The sequence below is a fragment of the Cupriavidus sp. FW305-46 genome (assembly GCF_058787075.1).
Window position 1 is genome coordinate 99,969 of the sequence record NZ_JBYSZI010000002.1, and the last position, 18,032, is coordinate 118,000.

The window sequence follows — 18,032 nt, forward strand, 5'->3', positions numbered from 1 at the left end:
GGTCAGGATGCCTCCGTGCCAGCCTGGCGCGCGCGGTGCACGTCCGCGGCATCGTGCAGCTTGCGGATCGGGGCATGGGCGACGGTGTCCTCGGCCATGGCGTGGATCGCCCGCATCAGCGCGCGTGCATCCCAGTCCGTGGGCCAGCCCTGCCACAGGCGCAGGCTGCCATCGACAAAGACCGCGCGGATCTGGTCGCGGTTGGCCAGGCGCACCAGTTCCCAGGTCAGGTCCCAGGACGGCGTCAGCTCAGGCACGTCCAGGTCGACCAGCAGGAAGTCGGCGCGCTTGCCCGCGGCGATCTCGCCGGTGAGCGCACCGAGACCCGCCACATCGGCCGCGTCGTGCGTGGCCATGTCGACCCAGCGCCAGCCCGCGCCGCAGGAGGAATCGCCCACGCCGATGCCGAAGGCGAAGCGCTGGGCGGCCTCGGCATAGTCCAGCAGGCGGAAGCCATCGCTGCGGGTGCCATCGGTGCCCAGGCCCAGGCGCACGCCGAAGGTGGCCATGGTTTCAGCCGGCGCCACGGCGTTGCCCTTCCAGGCGCTGGCCACGGGGTTGTAGGCCACCGCGGTGCCGGTGTCGGCCAGCAAGCGGATCTCATGCGGCGTCACCAGCGTGGCATGCGCCAGCAGCGCCGCCGGGCCCAGTGCGCCGACCGCAGCGAGATGTTCGATCGGACGGCGCCCGCAGGCGTTGAGCGAGCGCTCCACCGCCACCAGGTGCTCGTTGGCATGGGTCTGGAAGATGCGGCCGGACTCGGCGCACAACTGGTAGACGTGGTGCAGCATCGCGTCGGAGGCCACCTCGGGAATCGAGATCGCCAGCGACGGGGCCACCAGCGGATCGCTGGCGTACTTGTCCAGGTGGGCGGCGGCGCGGCGCAGGATCGGCGCGGCGTCGAGCGTTTCGGCGCCGGGCTTGTCGTTGCAGATCAGGCCCAGCACGCAGCGCACGCCGGCATCGGTGACCGCGCGCGCGACCGCATCCAGCCCGGCGTCGCTGCGCGTGCCGGCATCGACCACGGTGGTGAAGCCGCCGCGCAGCGCTTCCAGCGCCGCCAGCTTGGACGACAGGTACAGGTGCTCCGCCTTCAGGCTGCCTTCCAGCGGCACCCACACGCGCCGGAAGATCTCCGACGGCTCGCCGAACACCAGCGACTTGCCGAACGACTGCGTCAGGTGGTGGTGCGTGTCGATCATGCCGGGCATCAGCAGCATGCGCGGCAGCGGCAGGGTCTCCAGCTCGGGGAAGCGCGCGGCGACTTCCGCGGCCGTGCCCACTGCCGTGAAGCGGCCGCCCTCAACCACCACCGCGTGGCCGCGTACCGCGCCCTGGCGCAGCAGGGTCCATTCCGGCAGCAGGATGCGCGGCTGCCTGAAGCTGTCCGGCACCAGGGCCGGGTTGGTATCGCCGGGCCAGGCCGGCGTCGAGTCAGAACGATCAGTCATTGCAATTCAGGAAGCCGGGTCAATGCGTGGCGGCGGCATCGTCGCGGGCAACCGCACCCGCTGCCGCGGCCCGCAGGCCCGTATGGAAAAACAGGAAGTTGAGCAGCGCCGCGGTAATGGCACCCATCGCCACGCCATTGCCCACCAGGATGCGCACGTTGCCCGGCAGGCCGCCATAGATGCCGGGCACCAGGATCGGCAGCAGGCCCACGGCCAGCGCCACGGCCACCACGTACATATTGGCGTGGTCGCGCAGGTCCACCTTGCGCAGCATGTCGATGCCCATGGTGCCGACGATGCAGAACACCACCAGCCCGGTGCCGCCGACCACGGCCTCGGGGATGGCGCTGATCAGCGACGACACCGGCACCAGCAGCCCGAACGCCACCAGGATCGCGCCCGACATCGCCGTGACGAAGCGCGAGCGCACGCCGGTGGCACGCACGATGCCGATGTTCTCGCCGCTGGTGATGATCAGCGAGGTGCCGAACATCCCGCCCAGCAGCGAAGTCAGCGCATCGGCGCGGATGGTGCGCGGCACGTCGCGCTGCTGGTCCACCGGCCGGCCCACGGCATCGCTGATCGCCAGCGTCTGGCCGGTGGCCTCCACCATCGAGATCACGGCAAACACCATCAGCGGAATCGCCGCCACCACATCGAAATGCGGCCACCCGAACGGGAACGGCGTGGGCAACGCGAACACCGGCGACATCGACACATGGCCAAACTGGAACGCGCCGGCCAGCCCGGCCACCAGCGCACCGCCTAGCAGGCCGAGCAGGATCGCCAGTTGCGCCAGCATGCCCGACAGCAGGCGCGATGCCGCCACGGTGCAGGCAATGGTGGCGAACGCCAGCAGCAGGTTGAGCGGGTCCACCGTGCTGCCCGCGGCCGGGTGGCCGGCAACCAGCTTGCCCGATACCTGCGCCAGGTTGATCGCCACCAGCAGCAGCATCGTCCCCACCACCACCGGCGGGAAATAGCGCAGACAGCGCCGGAACACCGGCAGCACGCAGAAGTAGAACACGCCGGTCAGGATCACCGCGCCGGCAGCGGTCTGCACGTCGGTCTGCTGCGCGATCAGGATAAACAGCACGATCGGGGCGCCGCCGGGCAGCATCACGAACGGCAGCCGGGCACCGATGCCGCGCTTGCCCAGCGACTGCAACAGCGTGCCGAGGCCGCAGATCACAAAGGTGGCGCTCAGCAGCTGCACCGCCAGCGCGGGCGGGAAGTTCAGCGCCTTGCTCATCAGGAAGACGGACGCGATCGGCGACGCTGCCATGACCAGTACGTGTTGAAGCCCGAAGACAAACAGGCGCCGCCATGGCAGCCGTTCATCCACCGGCGCGGGGGCGGGGTGGGACATGCTTTGCTCCTCGTTTGGTGTGTGGGCGTTTGTGCCGGTGGCTCGCAAGCCACTTGCTGCGTCTGTGCGCAATTCGCCTCAGATATTATCGATTTCCGCTAACAAAAACGTTTTGGTAAGTGTAGGGAAATGGAATTCGCGATGCAAGCGGTTTCTCGGCGGAGCGCCCGTGGTCTTCCCTTATATCGATTCAATCGATAAGTGCTAGCAGCAAAACACGTTTCACAAGTTGATGCCGCGGCCTCAAAGTACCCGCCATAGCGCCTTGCGCGACACAACAAGCCCCTGAAGGAGACGCCCCATGCGAGACAAGAACAGTCCGGCGGAATCTGCCGCCCCCGCCCAGCCGGTGCCGGCCCGGCGCCGCATCGTCCAGGGCGCGGGCCTGCTCGCCCTCGGCGCCTCGCCGCTCGGCGCGCTGGCCGCCCAGGCCGCGCGCATCAGCGACGGCGTCACGCTGGCCGACGGCCCCCGCCCGCTGGTGCGCTATCCGGACAAGCGCCCGCTGGTGCGCGTCAGCACCCGGCCGCCACACCTTGAGACGCCCTTCTCCGCGTTCAACGAGGGGCCGATCACCGCCAACGACGCCTTCTTCGTGCGCTACCACCTGGCCAACATTCCGCTGTCGGTGGATCTCGCCACCTTCCGCCTGACCGTAGGCGGCCACGTCAGCAAGCCGCTGAAGCTGTCGCTCGATGAACTGAAGCGGCTGGCCGACCCAGTGGACATCGTCGCCGTGAACCAGTGTTCAGGCAACAGCCGCGGTTTCTCCGAGCCACGTGTGTTCGGCGCGCAACTGGCCAACGGCGCGATGGGCAATGCGCGCTGGACCGGCGTGCCGCTGCGCAAGGTGCTGGAGCACGCGGGCGTCAAGGCCGGCGCCAAAGTGGTCACGTTCAACGGGATGGATACGCCGGTGCTGCCGAGCACCCCGGACTTCCGCAAGTCGCTCGATATCGCCCATGCGATGAACGGCGAGCCGATGCTGGCCTGGGGCATGAACGGCGAAGACCTGCCGCTGCTCAACGGCTACCCCGTCAAGCTGGTGGTGCCGGGTTACTTCGGCACCTACTGGATCAAGCACCTGTCCGAGATCGAGGTGCTGGACCACCCGTTCGAAGGCCATGATGCGTTCTTCATGACCAAGGGCTATCGCGTACCGGATAACGACTGCCAATGCGTGGCGCCGGGCACCCCCGCCAGCAAGACGCGACCGATCTCGACGCTGGCGGTGCGCAGCTTCATCACCAGCGTGGGCACGGGCGGCGTGCTGCCCGCCGGGCGCACGGTGGAGCTGAAAGGCATTGCCTTCGATGGCGGCTCCGGCATCCGCGGCGTCGAGGTCTCGGTGGACGGCGGGCAGAGCTGGCAGGCCGCGACGCTGGGCCAGGACCTGGGGCGCTTCTCGTTCCGCGCCTGGCAACTGCCGGTGAAGTTCGCGCGCAAGGGCCCGGCGGTGCTGATGGTGCGCGCCACCAGCGTCCAGGGCGAGGTGCAGCCGGCCAAGGCCAACTGGAACCCGGCCGGCTATCGCCGCAACGTCATTGAATCCACGCCGGTCACCATTGCCTGAGGAGCGCACCATGCATCGATCCATCACCCCAGTGCTGCTCGCGCTCGCCCTGCTGGGCGCGGGCAGCGCGTCCGCGGCACCCCAGGACATCAAGCTGCCGGCGGAGAACGTCAAGCTCAAACCCGCCAAGTTGCCCGGCTACGGCATCGCCATGCAGAAATGCGCGATCTGCCATTCGGCCGACTACGTCTCCTACCAGCCGCCCGGCCTGAGCCTGACGCAGTGGACCGCCGAGATGAAGAAAATGCAGCAGGCCTATGGTGCGCCGATCGACGATGGCGAGGTCGAGCAGCTCGGCGCCTACCTCGCGGTGGCCTACGGCTCCGCCAAGATCAAGGACCCGGAGATCGTGGCGATCGCGCAGAAGGCAGGCAAGCCCGCGCCGGCCGCACCCGCGGCCGCCTCGGCGCCTGCCGCCGCGGTGGACGTGCAGGGCCTGCTGGCCAGGAACGCCTGCCTGAGCTGCCACAGCGTGACGCAGAAGGTGGTCGGCCCGGCTTATCACGAAGTCGCCACCCGCTACAAGGGCGATGCGCAGGCACAGGCCAAGCTGGAAGCCAGCATCCGCGGCGGCAGCAGCGGCAAATGGGGATCGGTGCCGATGCCGCCGTTTGCCGGCTTGAAGGCGGATGAGGTCAAGGCGTTGGCGGCGTACGTGCGGCAGCAATAGCCTCCGCCCCGCTTCGCCGATCACAAGGCGCCCCGGCTGATGCCGGGGCGTCTTGCATTTTGCGCTTGCAGTTTCCGGTTACCTCCTTATACTTAGCCGCATGGCTAACCATTGTGCCGAGTTTGCTGACGTGTCCCAGGCTGTCGATATTTCCCCGCTTTCCGACGTGTTCTACGCGCTGGCGGACCCGACCCGCCGCGCCATCGTCAGCGTGCTCGGCCGCGGGCCGGAAACGGTCTCGGCGCTGGCGGCACCGTTCACGATGGCACTGCCCTCGTTCATGAAGCACCTGCAGGTGCTGGAGCGCAGCGGCCTGATCCGCTCGCGCAAGACGGGGCGCGTGCGCACTTGCGAACTGGTACCGCAACCGCTGTCAGACGCGCAGCAATGGCTGGCCGACCAGCGCGCCATGTGGGAGGCCCGTACCGACCGCCTGGCCGCCTTTGTCGAAGCCCTTCATCAGGAGGAACAGTCAGATGCCGAATGAAAACGCCGCCAGCCCTGAAAGCCAGGACCTGGTCATCTCGCGCCTGCTCAAGGCCCCGCGCGCCAAGGTCTGGCGTGCATGGAGCGATCCCAAGCTGCTCAAGGAATGGTGGTGCCCCAAACCCTGGACCACCGAGGTCCTGGCCTTCGACATGCGCCCCGGCGGGGCCTTCCATACGCTCATGAAAGGCCCGGACGGCGGCGTCAGCGACAACCCGGGATGCTTCCTCGAGATCGTGCCGATGGAGAAGATCGTCTCCACCTCGGCCCTGGTGGCCGGGTACCGGCCCAACAAGCCGTGGCTGTCGATGACCGCGGTCATCACCATGGCCGACGAGGGTGACGGCACCCGCTACATTGCGCGCGTGATGCATCCGGACGAGGCCACGCGCAAGCAGCATGAGGAGCTGGGGTTCTATGAAGGCTGGGGCATCTGCATTACGCAGCTGGATGCGTTTGCGCAGCAGTTGAAGTAAGGCTGCGGCAAGTGAATGGCGCCGGCACGGGACACCGTGCCGGCGCGACTTCCTTGATATTTCGCCGGTCTGCGTGGTGAGGTGAAGGTCTCAAATAGAATGGCCTCAAGGAAAGGCTGATTTAAGCAGCGTGTCGTCTGGCGGAGACGCTCCGAATCAACGTCACCCTACCGTGGCGCTGTCGCCGCCAATCAGCGTGGCCCCGCATCGCGTGCGATCCCCGTGTAACGCCGCGGGTTGCCCATCGACATCCATGCCCGAGCTGGCTTCTACGATTTCGTTGACACCGTGCAGGGGGCAGTCCACGAGGTCCCCGAGTCGGGCAATGGGCTTGCCGTCGAGCAGGCTCCCGGGTGACCCGGATTTGACAGGGCCGCCATGCGAATGCATGTCGCCGACCTTGATCATGCTCTTGTCCATTTGTGCTTATCCATGTGGGTGATTGTTCTCCGGCACATCGTCCATCGTCTGGCAAGGGACAAAATGCCATAATTCCGCCTCCGGATCGAATACGGCGACCTGGTTCACGACCTGACCAGCTGAGTGCACTACCGTACTTGCGGTTGCCAGGGCACTGTCTATCGCGTGCTTCATGCGGTCGCCCTTCCAGATCCTGGCTAGCGACAGCAGTGTGTCCTGCCAGGCAAAGAGACCTGCGCTCTCAAAGAGACGGCTGATCGCGCGTCGCGCATCGGTGGTGTATTCAGGCAAAAGATTTCCCATCCGCAATGGCGCGCGCACGTCATGCACCAAGACGTTGCGCCGCCACTTGCCGCTTGGGCTGAGCAGGAGCTGTCCGTCGCGGGCGAGAAAGCCGCAGGCAATGTCCAACTCCACGCCGGTCGGGAAGGTTTGCTTCACGCGGGTTGCGGGCAGCCGGTCAAGGGATGGAAACTTGAAGGCTTGATTGGGAGCACTGCCCCGCATTGAGTCCAACAGCAGGTCAATCGGCGACAGGTAGGCAGTCAGGACCGTCTTGTTCCCGTAGCGCATGCCCCAGAAGCCTTCCATTCCGCGCTTGCCCGGTACATTGGAAGGTTGCTCGATCAAGATGACATGAGGCGCTGGTAGCGGCGAAGTGGTTGTCATGTGGCCTGTCCTGTGGTGTTTCGAAGCAGGGCTTCCGCTTCCTCGCGAGTCAGCGCGCCAGCCTTGCGTCGCTCCTGCTGCTGGTCAAGCATTCGCGCCAGATCCTCGCGGGAAGGCCTGGCATCCGGGCCGCTCGGCACGCCGATGTAGTCGTCGGCATACGGGCGGGCGTATGGGTCATTGGGCACGGGCTTGCACGCCGCCTCGATCTCCGGCGGCCATACGGGATCACTGCACGTGACGAGCACGAGCCAGCGGGCAATCGCATCCAGCAATGCGAACGGTGCAAAAATGACGTCGGTCAAGGTGAAGAATGCTCCGGAGAATTTACCCCCTCTGCAGATCTTGTAGCCTTCCCAAAACGTTTCCCGCGGTGCCCAGAAGCGATAAGGCTCGGGCAGCCCAGCCGGCCCGTCCTGCATGTAGCGGCGGTAGTATTCCCACTGCGCGTAGGCTTCTTCCAGGGTGAAGACGAACTGGCCGAGCACGAATGCGCGGACGACGTTGCCACTCGCGTCGAGCTGGTAATGGCGGATGTCGTACATGTCGTAGGCGCGTGACAAGCCGCCCATGCGCCGATGGCCCACACAGAAGAATTCGTCATGGTTCCATGGCACTTCCCAGATGCCATCCGGGTCCTTGGTGCGAATGGCATAGATGCAACGGGTCTTCCGGTTCAGGCGGATGGGGCGGCGCTTCAGGGTGAACATGTTGCGTCGCATCGGATCGAAGGCAAGCAGGCCGAAGAAGCCTGCAGAACTAAAGCCAAGTACTATCCCAACGATCGTACCGAACCAATACCCGTTCTTCGCCATCATTTCCTCAGGGTCTCTGAATGGGCTTGTTGCAAGCAATAATCCGTAAAAGAGAGAAAACGACGCAAATGCTAAACAGATAATCCAAAGCAGCCCAACGTTCTGCATCCGAGTCTGCGACTCATCGGTGATCTCCAGGCAGGTCGAATCAATGCGGTAGACATTGCCGCTCTCCAGCACATGCTCGCTGGCAGGCTGGTCGACATAGAGCCGGTGTTCTTGCTCCCACTTGCCTAGCGGTTTGCCCTGTTGGCGAAAATAGAACGGCGTACGCTCATCTTTGGTCGGGAACTTCATTGATCCTCCCCACGATTCCGCCTCCAGGCTGCTGTAGCGCTCGCTGGCAGGCACTTTTCTGAAGCGGCAGCGCTTGGTCCACGGTAGAGTGGCGGGACCATCCAAGAGCAGAATGCCGATGTTGATGTCTCGAAGTGGATGGTCATGTGGTCTGTTCTGTAGTGCTTCGAAGCAGGGCTTTCGCTTCCTCGCGGGTCAGCGCGCCAGCGTTGCGTCGCTCATGCTGCTGGTCCAACATTCGCGCTAGATCCTCGTGGGAAGGCCTGGCATCAGGGCCGCTCGGCACGCCGATGTAGTCGTCGGCATACGGGCGGGCGTACGGGTCATTGGGCAAGGGCTTGCACGCCGCCTCGATGTCCTGCGGCCACATGGGATCACTGCACGTGACGAGCACGAGCCAGCGGGCGATCGCATCCAGCAATGCGAACGGTGCAAACATTACGTCGGTTAAGGTGAAGAAGGCTCCGGAGAATTTGCCCCCTCTGCAAATTTTGTAGCCTTCCCAAAACGTTTCCCGCGGCGCCCAGAAGCGATAAGGCTCGGGCAGTTCAGCTGGCCCACCCTGCATGTAGCGGCGGTAGTACTCCCACTGCGCGTAGGCTTCTTCCAGAGTGAAGACGAACTGGCCGAGCACGAACGCCCGGATAACGTTCCCGTTGCCATCGAGTTGATAGTGGCGGATATCGTACATGTCGTAGGCGCGTGACAAGCCGCCCATGCGCCGATGGCCCACACAGAAGAATTCGTCATGGCTCCAGGGCACTTCCCAGATGCCATCCGGGTCCTTGGTGCGAATGGCATAGATGCGACGGGTCTTTCGGTTCAGGCGGATGGGGCGGCGCTTCAGCGTGAACATGTTGCGTCGCATCGGATCGAAGGCAAGCAGGCCGAATAAGCATGTCCCGGCGATCCCGACGGTTGTACCGAGAATCACGCCGGCCCAATTACCCTTCCGGGCCATGACTTCCGCTGTCTCTCGGAATGGCACCGAAGCAAAGAATAGCGCTCCTACTAAGGCTAGAATTGTTCCAACGGAAAAGATAATGCATGCCATTCCCACCAGTTGTAGCCGACTCTGCGACTCGTCAGTGATTTCCAGGCAGGTCGAATTGACGCGGTAGACGTTGCCGCTCTCCAGCACGTGCTCGCTGGCGCGGCGGACAATGGACAGCCTGTGTTCCAACTCCCACGCTCCCAGCGTTTTGCCCTGTTGCCGAAAATAGAACGGCGTTCGCTCATCTTTGGTCGGGAACTTCATTGATCCTCCCCACGATTCCGCCTCCAGGCTGCTGTAGCGCTCGCTGGCAGGTACTTTGCTGAAGCGGCAGCGCTTGGTCCACGGCAGAGTGGCGGGACCGTCCAAGAGCAGAATGGCGATGTTAATGTCTCGAAGTGGGTGGTCATGTGGTCTGTTCTGTAGTGTTTCGAAGCAGGGCCTCAGCTTCCTCCCGAGTCAGCGCGTCGGCGTTGCGTCGCTCATGCTGCTGGCGCGCCAGATCCTCGCGGGAAGGCCTGGCATCCGGGCCGCTCGGCACGCCGATGTAGTCGTCGGCGTACGGGCGGGCGTACGGGTCATTGGGCATGGGCTTGCACGCCGCCTCGATCTCCGGCGGCCACGCCGGATCACTGCACGTGACAAGCACGAGCCAGCGGGCGATCGCATCCAGCAATGCGAACGGTGCAAAAATGACATCGGTCAAGGTGAAGAACGCTCCGGAGAATTTGCCCCCTCTGCAGATCTTGTAGCCTTCCCAAAACGTCTCCCGCGGCGCCCAGAAGCGATAAGGCTCGGGCAGTTCAGTTGGCCCATCCTGCATGTAGCGGCGGTAGTATTCCCACTGGGCGTAGGCTTCTTCCAGGGTGAAGACGAACTGGCCGAGCACGAACGCCCGGACAACGTTGCCACTCGCGTCGAGCTGGTAATGGCGGATGTCGTACATGTCGTAGGCGCGTGACAAACCGCCCATGCGCCGATGGCCCACACAGAAGAATTCGTCATGGCTCCAAGGCACTTCCCAGATGCCGTTCGGGTCCTTGGTGCGGATGGCATAGATGCGGCGGGTCTTCCGGTTCAGGCGGATGGGGCGGCTCTTCAATGTGAACATGTTGCGCCGCATCGGATCGAAGGCCAACAGGCCAAAGAAGCCAGCAGCAACACAGCAGAGGATCACGCCAACAATTACGCCAAACCAATTCCCCTTTCTCGCCATGACTTCCGACGTGTACTGGAACGGAAGATGTGCATAGAAGACTGCTCCAGCGAGCGAGAGAAGAGCAAACGCCGAACATATTAGCCAGAGCATCCCGACGTTCTGCATTCGGATCTGTGATTCGTCAGTGATCTCTAGGCAGGTTGAATCGATATGATAGACATTGCCACTTTCCAGTACGTGCTCACTGGCAGGCTGATCAATCAAAAGCCGATGTTCCCGCTCCCACGCTCCCAGCGGTTTACCCTGTTGCCGGAAATAGAAGGGCGTGCGCTCATCTTTGGTCGGGAACTTCATTGAATCCTCCCCACGATTCCGCCTCCAGGCTGCAGTAGCGCTCGCTGGCAGGTACTTTTCTGAAGCGGCAGCGCTTGGTCCACGGTAGAGTGGCGGGACCGTCGAGGAGCAGAATGCCGATGTTGATGGCTCGAAGTGGTGGTCATGTGGTCGGTTCTGTAATGCTTCGAAGCAGGGCTTCCGCTTCCGCGCGGGTCAGCGCGCCGGCCTTGCGTCGCTCCTGCTGCTGGTCGAGCACTCGTGCCAGATCCTCGCGGGAAGGCCTGGCATCCGGGCCGCTCGGCACGCCGATGTAGTCGTCGGCGTACGGGCGCGCGTACGGGTCATTGGGCATGGGCTTGCACGCCGCCTCGATCTCCGGCGGCCACGCCGGATCACTGCACGTGACAAGCACGAGCCAGCGGGCGATCGCATCCAGCAATGCGAACGGTGCAAAAATGACATCGGTCAAGGTGAAGAACGCTCCGGAGAATTTACCCCCTCTGCAGATCTTGTAGCCTTCCCAAAACGTCTCCCGCGGCGCCCAGAAGCGATAAGGCTCGGGCAGTTCAGTTGGCCCATCCTGCATGTAGCGGCGGTAGTATTCCCACTGGGCGTAGGCTTCTTCCAGGGTGAAGACGAACTGGCCGAGCACGAACGCCCGGACAACGTTGCCACTCGCGTCGAGCTGGTAATGGCGGATGTCGTACATGTCGTAGGCGCGTGACAAACCGCCCATGCGCCGATGGCCCACACAGAAGAATTCGTCATGGTTCCATGGCACTTCCCAGATGCCGCCCGGGTCCTTGGTGCGAATGGCATAGATACGACGGGTCTTCCGGTTCAGGCGGATGGGGCGGCGCTTCAGCGTGAACATGTTGCGTCGCATCGGATCGAAGGCAAGCAGACCGAAGAAGCCTGCTGCGGCGAAGGCAATCAATGCGCCAATAATCGTGCCAGACCAGTACCCGCTCTTCACCATCATTTCGCCAGAGTCTCTGAATGGACTCGTAGCTGCGAGCACACCAAAAAAGAGAAATAGCGCGGTGAGTGCCGAGCAGATTATCCAAAGCATCCCGACGTTCTGCATACGAGTCTGCGACTCATCGGTGATCTCCAGGCAGGTCGAATTGATGCTGTAGATGTTACCGCTCTCTATTACGTGCTCGCCGGCGGGGCGGACAATGGACAGCCTGTGTTCCAACTCCCACGCTCCCAGCGGTTTGCCCTGTTGCCGAAAATAGAACGGCGTACGCTCATCTTTGGTCGGGAAATTCATCGATCCCCTCTACTTGAGGTCCTTGAGCCCCAATTGCACAAATTCAAACGATTCCGCCTCCAGGCTGCTGTAGCGCTCGCTGGCAGGCGCTTTGCCGAAGCGGCAGCGCTTGGTCCACTTGAGAGTGGCGGGATCGTCCAGGAGTAGGATGCCTACATTGACGGCGAGCAGCACAACGAGAAACGGCCAGCTCGGTACGCCAACCAAAAAGACCAAAAATTCTTCAGATGCCAGGGGTAGAACTGAGGCAGCGCCACCAGATACGGCTGAAGTCAGGTAGAGAGCAAACAGCCATCGATGACCTTTTCCAAATTCGTCGTAGGCATGGTACGCATCCCATCCCACTCCAACTGCTGCCCCCGCAAAACCAATCCAGCGCCCTCTGACAGCCAGCTTCTTGCCCATTTCCAGCCATTCCGCCTTCGGCGGCGAGCGCATGATGCGCCGGACTAGTGCGTGCGTCGGCGCCTTCTCCAGCACGACTCCAGCCTGCTCTGCAAGGGTCCCGGCCATGGACACCAGGCCGCCGACCAGCTTCACTCCTCTTTCGGGTTCGTCGAACTCGCCAGCAGCCCGGAACGATTGCGTGGCGTGATAGAGCGCCAGTCCCTGCAGGATGCAGGCGACCGCCCCGACATTCACGAAGCGTGAACCCAGGACCGCCTTGACTTGCCGCACCCCAGGCACGTCATTGGCGGTACGCAGCTTGAGGGCGCTCAGTTCCGGAATGCGCTCCAGGTCCTCTGTCTTGAACCACACCAATCTGGCGGTTTGAGCCATGCGCTTGGCCGCGCGTCCGAGTGCCACAGCATCCTCGCGCCGTCGGGTGCGGTCCAGTTGCTTGTACAACTCCGGATTCACTGTGGAGAGATCGTTCAGCACGACCGCTCGGATTTGCATGACGCTGGCCGTCGGAGCGATCAGGCGCACGCCGCCTAGCAGGCTCATCCCGTACAAGGCTAGCCTGGCCGCTGCCGAGCTGAAGCTGTTTGCAAGGGTCGGAATGATCTGGTCGGCCAGTATCCAGGTCAGGCGCGGTACCAGGCCCATTTTCGCTAGGGCTTCGGGAAGGGTGAGGCCCTTTGCCATGGAGTCCATCTTGTCGAGACCGCTCCTCAGGATGCCGAAGATGGCGGCATAGCCCTGATCGGTCGGGTCCGGCATGGTGTCGATGATGGGCTTGTGGTCCAGCAACAGGGCGCGCGCAAGCAGATTGCTGTGGTTTTCCGGATTCGCCTCGTTGAACCAATGCTGGATGACCCGACGGCATTCCACGGTGTCGAGCGCGTTCTCCAGGCAGCGCGTCAGGGATTCGTTGTAGACATAGCCGTGCGGCAGGTCCATCTTGTCATGCCGGTATTGCATGTAGGAAGCAAGCTGAGGACTCATGAGCCACTGTGCGAGCGAGGTCGCAATGGGTGCCAGCACGTTCTCGTTGAGGGCCTTCAGTCTGGGACTCAGGTCCTGGTGGCGCTTGCCTGGCGTGAGTTCGTCTTCGTAGGGTTTCCAGGCGGCGTCACTGGCGGCCTTCTTGCGGGCAAGTCGCGTGGCTTCGCGCGCAGCGTCTTCGCGTTTCCATCGCTCAGCCGTCGCTTTTCCATTAAACAGAATCGACATGAGTTCGTAAGCCGGAAATCCATCCGGCGTGGTCGCCATGCGCTCGGCCTCGGCTGCCGCGGCCTCCGCCTCTTTCGTGTGCTGCGCCTCGGCGTTGGCCCGGATGTTCTTTTCGAGCGTATCCAGGAACAGATCTGTTGCCTTGTCCCAGATGACGCCGTTGTTTGCCTTAGCGTGCAGCTTGGGATTGGTCAAGATGCCCAGGTCTTCAGTGATTGCGAGCGGATCATTGAACGCCAGCATCATCGCCTTGCCGGGGGACACGATCTCCATCCGGTCCGCAAGCATCGAACCGCTTGTGGGGCCAATCGGAGCAATCTCGCCCAGGTTAATGGTTCCGGGCGGTGTCGCGCTCAGATACCGGAATGCTTGTTGTTGCGCTTCGGGCGTCATGGCGAACGATGCCACGCGCTTGTTGATTTCCGTCGCGCGGCCGGCGTGTGGCTGGTTCTGGTTGCCCATCCAGGCGGCCACGTCGAGGCATTGCATATGCGCCCTACGCACATCGACTTTGTGCTTGTTGTCATCCAGTTGTGCCTTGGTCCAGGCTACATGCGAATAGGCGTACCAGACATGCGTCGCGTGCGCGGGATCGGGAATGGTGAAATACAAGGATTCAAGGCTATGGTGCGAACTGACACAGCAATTGAACGCCTCCGGGACTTTGGCTGGGCCAGGATTCTCCGGTATGACCTTCCACAGGTGACCGCCCTTCATGACCACATAGGCATCCCACATTTGCATGGCTTCATGGAAGACGTACAGGAAGCCGGCGCGCATCGTGCGAAGGATGTACTGCACCCCGCTGCCGAGCTGGGCAGGGGCGTTCTCGATCCTGAAGTTCCCTGAGAGCGGCGGCGCCCCGTTCTTGTCCTCGGGTCCGACGACGGCGTACCGGACCGGCAGCACGGCCAAACCGGGTTCATGGTGACAAAAATTGCACGCCTTCACCGGTTTGGATGAACATTCCATCGTGCTGTCAACGTTATACATGACCATGGTGGCGTTCCGATGAGATTTGCCTGGCGTGCTGCGCCATGATTTTCATGAGTTCCCAGTCGTCGCTGGACAGCGATCCCAGTGCCTGGCGCAGCGTCATTTCGCCTGCGGCCACGGCGGGCCATGCGGCCTGCAGTTTCGGTTGGTCCTCGAACGGCTGCCCAAACGCCGCGACGTGTGTGGCGTAGTGACGGCGATCCGCCGGCAGGGTCAGATGCAGCACTTCGTCGGCGTGCCGCAAGGCGCGGTCCACTGTGCGGGCCTGTGCCAGGGACGGCTTGTTGCGCCCGGCAATGCGTGTCAGGACCTGCGCAATATCGGCGGTTTGCTCGACGGTGGGCCACTGCCTGGCGTCTGGCCACCAGGGTCGCGGCAACGTCGGCGGTGCCTCCGCCAGCGTCGGTCTGGCGAACTGGTACCAATCGCCCGCCCAGGCGAAGCCCCACGACTCGCTCGGGCCAAGGAGCGCACGGAGTTGGACGGGACGCAGCAGCCACGTCATGTGCGCAAATACGCGAGGGTCGTAGAAGCGCCACAGCGCGTGTCCGCCGGCATGGTCGGTGCCGGTGAGGCAGGACGCCAGATGGCTGCTGACTTCCTGGACAGGGGCGGCGCTCTGCAGCCACGCACAGATGAGGGGCGGATCTCCACGCGCGGCTTCATCCTGGGCCACGTTCAATAGCATCTGCCGGTCTGCCGGCGACACGGTGGCCAGCTCTACCACGGCGGGCATCAGGTGTGCGTTGTCGCCGATGCCGGCGGGCAAGCACTGATGTAGCGTCAGGGCAGACAGATCCGCCAGGATGGGATCGTGATTTAGCGGATCGAGCACCAGGTAACCGTCGCCCCAGGCCTGCGGCCAGGGCAGTTGGGTCAATGGGTTGCCGATGGGTGCGGCCATGTTCGTCCTCAATGCAGAGGCACGGCACCGGCGCCGGATGCCGCCGCTCCCGCGGCCAGGTGCGAGCAGATCTTGGTGGTGGGCATCGTATAGGGAGCATTCTTTGGCCCGGTGAGCGACTTGCTGGCCGAGAACACAATCCACTTGCCCGTCGAAATGTTCTCGATGCCCTCCGGCGTGATGCGCAACTCGTTGCCTTCGACATTGACCCGAACGCCTTTCTTGCCGCTGATCTCCACCCAATCAGTTGTGGACAGCAGGCGCAGCACTTTCTGTGCGATCACATCGACGCCATCCGACTGGGCCTGCACCTCCACCTTGCCCTTGGCCGAATACAGCTTGATCCCGTCGCGCTGGACGAAGAGCGAGAAACGGTCGCTGATCGTGGCGTACATGCCACCGCCGCAGGAGAATGAGAGGTGCTGGCCGCTGGTCAGCGCAATGTGTTCGCCGCTGTAGACGTGCGTGGATCCCGGCGCGGTGGTGGCAATGCCTGCCCGGCTGGCAACGGTGATGTGCGGCTCGGTGAATTCCCCCAGCTTGCCGCCACCCTTGACCGCATCGGCCTGGCTGCGCAAAGTCTTGGCAACCTCCTGCTGCTGCCCGGTCTGGGCCTGGGCATTGACCGCGCTCTGGGCGAGCGAATCCGCCAGGGTCAGGGCTTCCATGAACACATGGATGACATCCTCCACGTTCATGGCGTTGCCCTCGGCCCGTTCACGCGGGTAGGTGGTTAGCAGCATGCCCAACGCCGCGCGTAGCGCGGCATGTCCATCGGTGCGCGCCTCCAGCCCCTCACCACGCTTGTCGCGGCGTCCCTGCACGTCAGGAATGCCGGTGATGTACCCCATGCTGATCTGCGACTGCAGGTGGTCCGATGCGAGCTGCGCCTGGATTTGTCCCTTGGTGTCGTCCAGCACCAGGTGGTTACTACGACCACCATCGTGCTCGCGGCTGCGAATGCCGGTGAGAGCGAGCTGGTCCGGCAGCTGCCATGGCGGCATGTTGAGGCTGTTCGGCACCGCCCCCATCACAATGGGCTTGTCCGGATCGCCGCCGTCCAGGAACATCACCAGCACTTCGCTGCCGATGCGCGGGATGCTGACCTGGCCGTACTGTGAGCCCGCCCACGGCGTCGCCACGCGTACCCAGCAGGACATCTTGTTGAAGCGGTCCCACGGGAACTGCACGCGGACGCGTCCATACTGATCCGGCCACACGACATGGCGGTCTTCCGGCCCGACCACGGTCGCGCTTTGCGGCCCAGCGACCACCGGCCACGGGATGCTCAGCGCCGGACGGAAGACCTCATGGGTGGGGTGGCACTCGAACTCGACGCGGCAATGCCAGCGCTGGCCCTCGCCGGAGGCCTCGGCCACGTCTTCCAGCCTGAGGCTGGCGCCAAGCACCACGTACTCGCGGTTGGCCGCCTGCTGGGGGTGTCCCTTCACGTTCATGGTGCAGCCTGGCACCACCGCGCGCAGGTTGCCGGTGCCAAAGCAGCGCAGGCCACGCGAACGGATTTCCTCCATGCGGATGCGGGCGATCATGTCGCCTTCGTCCCACGGGCGGTTGTCCGTGGCCGGCTGGGCATGCTCGCTGGGGAAGTCGTACACCTCCTGGTGCAGCGCGCCAGTGTTCAGGCCGGTGTCTCGCGGGTCCGAACTGCTGGCGCTCAGGTTGCCGCGCGGCTGGGTGAAGCTGTAGGCATTGGTCGTGTACTTGCCTGCGACCACGGCATCGACGACCGAGAACGCATCGAGGTGTTCCTGGTCGACCCTGACGCCAGGCGGATGGATTTCCAGCACCTGATACGCCTCGCTCGGCATGCTGAAATAGCCACCGACGTGATCGACCAGAACCAGGCGGTGCTTGCCGTCAGAATGTTCGAAGAACCACGATATTCCCCAGTGCTGCATGAGGCGGGCGATGAAGGTGTAATCGCTCTCGTCGCACTGGGTGCGGTAGACCCGCCTGGGGTATTTCGCCACGTCGAGCCTGCGCTCAACCGGAAAGGAGTACGCAGACAGGACCTCTTCGATGATCTCGATATCGGTGCGGTTCTCGAAGACGCGGCTGTTCCTGTTCTGGGAGGCAATCCACAGCCAGGGGCGCAGCGTCAGTCCGTAGACGAAGTGCCGCCCTTCGGCGCGCAGGTAGCGGGCGCGATCGACGATGCCGCTGATCTCGCGAGTGCCTGCGCCAATGCGTCCCGCCAACCCCGTGCCCATGCCGTCGAGTTCGATATGGACGGTCAGCTCGCGCCCGTTCATCTCGCGCAAGTCGAAATTACCTTCCGGGCCGTGGAAGTTATAGGCCTTGTCCGGCGTCTTCAGTTCGATGTCGTATTCGAACAGGCCGCAGACGCCTTCCTTGCCCTCCAGGCGTACGAAGGTGAAGGGGGACTGTCCGAAGAGTTCCGGCAACGCCGGACCAGACACGGTGACGGTGCGGGAGGAAAGGAACGGCGGTCGGTTATCCAAGTGCAGCACTCCGTAGCGTTGAACTTTCTCTTGCCGCAGAA

15 protein-coding genes are annotated in these 18,032 nt (G+C 63.5%); 4 read left to right on the plus strand and 11 right to left on the minus strand.

Annotated features, from left to right (window positions below; all coding sequences use genetic code 11):
- Window positions 1-2 precede the first annotated feature (2 nt).
- Both AC3WON_RS01455 and AC3WON_RS01460 read right to left on the minus strand, forming a co-directional pair.
- Window positions 3-1,451: an amidohydrolase family protein gene (locus AC3WON_RS01455; protein ID WP_492319151.1), complete on the minus strand. Its 1,449-nt coding sequence runs from the start codon at window positions 1,449-1,451 to the stop codon at window positions 3-5.
- A 19-nt stretch (window positions 1,452-1,470) separates the two neighbouring features.
- Complete coding sequence (locus AC3WON_RS01460; protein ID WP_492350943.1) at window positions 1,471-2,820, minus strand: uracil-xanthine permease family protein; 1,350 nt, start codon at window positions 2,818-2,820, stop codon at window positions 1,471-1,473.
- Window positions 2,821-3,121: 301 nt separating this feature from the next.
- On the opposite strand from AC3WON_RS01460, the gene sorA reads away from it, so the two are divergent.
- From sorA to AC3WON_RS01480, 4 genes are all read left to right on the plus strand, one after another.
- The gene (sorA, locus tag AC3WON_RS01465; RefSeq protein WP_492350944.1) at window positions 3,122-4,393 is read left to right on the plus strand and encodes a SorA family sulfite dehydrogenase catalytic subunit; all 1,272 of its coding nucleotides are present in this window, start codon (window positions 3,122-3,124) and stop codon (window positions 4,391-4,393) included.
- Between the two features lie 10 nt (window positions 4,394-4,403).
- A complete protein-coding gene (sorB, locus tag AC3WON_RS01470) occupies window positions 4,404-5,063 on the plus strand; it encodes a SorB family sulfite dehydrogenase c-type cytochrome subunit (protein WP_492350945.1) in 660 nt (219 codons plus the stop codon).
- Between the two features lie 100 nt (window positions 5,064-5,163).
- Window positions 5,164-5,550 carry an ArsR/SmtB family transcription factor gene (locus AC3WON_RS01475; protein WP_013952497.1) on the plus strand — a complete coding sequence of 129 codons (387 nt, stop codon included), beginning with the start codon at window positions 5,164-5,166 and terminating at the stop codon, window positions 5,548-5,550.
- Entirely contained in the window at window positions 5,540-6,025 is a 486-nt protein-coding gene (locus AC3WON_RS01480) for an SRPBCC family protein (protein ID WP_316154268.1), read from the plus strand. Before AC3WON_RS01475 ends, AC3WON_RS01480 begins: the two co-directional genes overlap by 11 nt.
- 162 nt (window positions 6,026-6,187) lie before the next feature.
- Here AC3WON_RS01480 and AC3WON_RS01485 read toward each other — a convergent pair whose 3' ends face one another.
- The 9 genes from AC3WON_RS01485 to AC3WON_RS01525 all read right to left on the minus strand — a co-directional run bounded on the left by AC3WON_RS01485 (window position 6,188) and on the right by AC3WON_RS01525 (window position 17,991).
- Window positions 6,188-6,445, minus strand: coding sequence for a PAAR domain-containing protein (locus AC3WON_RS01485; RefSeq protein WP_025581855.1), 258 nt, complete (start codon window positions 6,443-6,445; stop codon window positions 6,188-6,190).
- Between the two features lie 6 nt (window positions 6,446-6,451).
- Window positions 6,452-7,114 (minus strand): hypothetical protein, encoded by a 663-nt coding sequence (locus AC3WON_RS01490; RefSeq protein ID WP_492350946.1) that lies wholly within the window; start codon window positions 7,112-7,114, stop codon window positions 6,452-6,454.
- Window positions 7,111-8,226, minus strand: a complete 1,116-nt coding sequence (locus tag AC3WON_RS01495; protein ID WP_492350947.1) for a DUF6708 domain-containing protein — start codon at window positions 8,224-8,226, stop codon at window positions 7,111-7,113. The genes AC3WON_RS01490 and AC3WON_RS01495 overlap by 4 nt, the downstream gene beginning before the upstream one ends.
- Window positions 8,227-8,368: 142 nt before the next feature.
- Window positions 8,369-9,484 carry a DUF6708 domain-containing protein gene (locus AC3WON_RS01500; RefSeq protein WP_492350948.1) on the minus strand — a complete coding sequence of 372 codons (1,116 nt, stop codon included), beginning with the start codon at window positions 9,482-9,484 and terminating at the stop codon, window positions 8,369-8,371.
- Window positions 9,485-9,626: 142 nt separating this feature from the next.
- Window positions 9,627-10,733: a DUF6708 domain-containing protein gene (locus AC3WON_RS01505; RefSeq protein ID WP_492350949.1), complete on the minus strand. Its 1,107-nt coding sequence runs from the start codon at window positions 10,731-10,733 to the stop codon at window positions 9,627-9,629.
- 142 nt (window positions 10,734-10,875) lie between these two features.
- The gene (locus tag AC3WON_RS01510) at window positions 10,876-11,991 is read right to left on the minus strand and encodes a DUF6708 domain-containing protein (protein ID WP_492350950.1); all 1,116 of its coding nucleotides are present in this window, start codon (window positions 11,989-11,991) and stop codon (window positions 10,876-10,878) included.
- 9 nt (window positions 11,992-12,000) lie between these two features.
- Window positions 12,001-14,607 carry a T6SS effector BTH_I2691 family protein gene (locus AC3WON_RS01515; protein WP_492350951.1) on the minus strand — a complete coding sequence of 869 codons (2,607 nt, stop codon included), beginning with the start codon at window positions 14,605-14,607 and terminating at the stop codon, window positions 12,001-12,003.
- Entirely contained in the window at window positions 14,594-15,508 is a 915-nt protein-coding gene (locus AC3WON_RS01520) for a DUF4123 domain-containing protein (protein ID WP_492350952.1), read from the minus strand. Before AC3WON_RS01520 ends, AC3WON_RS01515 begins: the two co-directional genes overlap by 14 nt.
- Before the next feature lie 8 nt (window positions 15,509-15,516).
- Entirely contained in the window at window positions 15,517-17,991 is a 2,475-nt protein-coding gene (locus AC3WON_RS01525; RefSeq protein WP_492350953.1) for a type VI secretion system Vgr family protein, read from the minus strand.
- Between the last annotated feature and the right edge of the window lie 41 nt (window positions 17,992-18,032).

Excerpts from the sequence above, each read along its gene's own strand:
- AC3WON_RS01455 (WP_492319151.1), bottom strand. The coding sequence starts at position 1,451 with ATGACTGATCGTTCTGACTCGACGCCGGCCTGGCCCGGCGATACCAAC.
- AC3WON_RS01460 (WP_492350943.1), bottom strand. The coding sequence starts at position 2,820 with ATGTCCCACCCCGCCCCCGCGCCGGTGGATGAACGGCTGCCATGGCGG.
- sorA (WP_492350944.1), top strand. The coding sequence starts at position 3,122 with ATGCGAGACAAGAACAGTCCGGCGGAATCTGCCGCCCCCGCCCAGCCG.
- sorB (WP_492350945.1), top strand. The coding sequence starts at position 4,404 with ATGCATCGATCCATCACCCCAGTGCTGCTCGCGCTCGCCCTGCTGGGC.
- AC3WON_RS01475 (WP_013952497.1), top strand. The coding sequence starts at position 5,164 with ATGGCTAACCATTGTGCCGAGTTTGCTGACGTGTCCCAGGCTGTCGAT.
- AC3WON_RS01480 (WP_316154268.1), top strand. The coding sequence starts at position 5,540 with ATGCCGAATGAAAACGCCGCCAGCCCTGAAAGCCAGGACCTGGTCATC.
- AC3WON_RS01485 (WP_025581855.1), bottom strand. The coding sequence starts at position 6,445 with ATGGACAAGAGCATGATCAAGGTCGGCGACATGCATTCGCATGGCGGC.
- AC3WON_RS01490 (WP_492350946.1), bottom strand. The coding sequence starts at position 7,114 with ATGACAACCACTTCGCCGCTACCAGCGCCTCATGTCATCTTGATCGAG.
- AC3WON_RS01495 (WP_492350947.1), bottom strand. The coding sequence starts at position 8,226 with ATGAAGTTCCCGACCAAAGATGAGCGTACGCCGTTCTATTTTCGCCAA.
- AC3WON_RS01500 (WP_492350948.1), bottom strand. The coding sequence starts at position 9,484 with ATGAAGTTCCCGACCAAAGATGAGCGAACGCCGTTCTATTTTCGGCAA.
- AC3WON_RS01505 (WP_492350949.1), bottom strand. The coding sequence starts at position 10,733 with ATGAAGTTCCCGACCAAAGATGAGCGCACGCCCTTCTATTTCCGGCAA.
- AC3WON_RS01510 (WP_492350950.1), bottom strand. The coding sequence starts at position 11,991 with ATGAATTTCCCGACCAAAGATGAGCGTACGCCGTTCTATTTTCGGCAA.
- AC3WON_RS01515 (WP_492350951.1), bottom strand. The coding sequence starts at position 14,607 with ATGGTCATGTATAACGTTGACAGCACGATGGAATGTTCATCCAAACCG.
- AC3WON_RS01520 (WP_492350952.1), bottom strand. The coding sequence starts at position 15,508 with ATGGCCGCACCCATCGGCAACCCATTGACCCAACTGCCCTGGCCGCAG.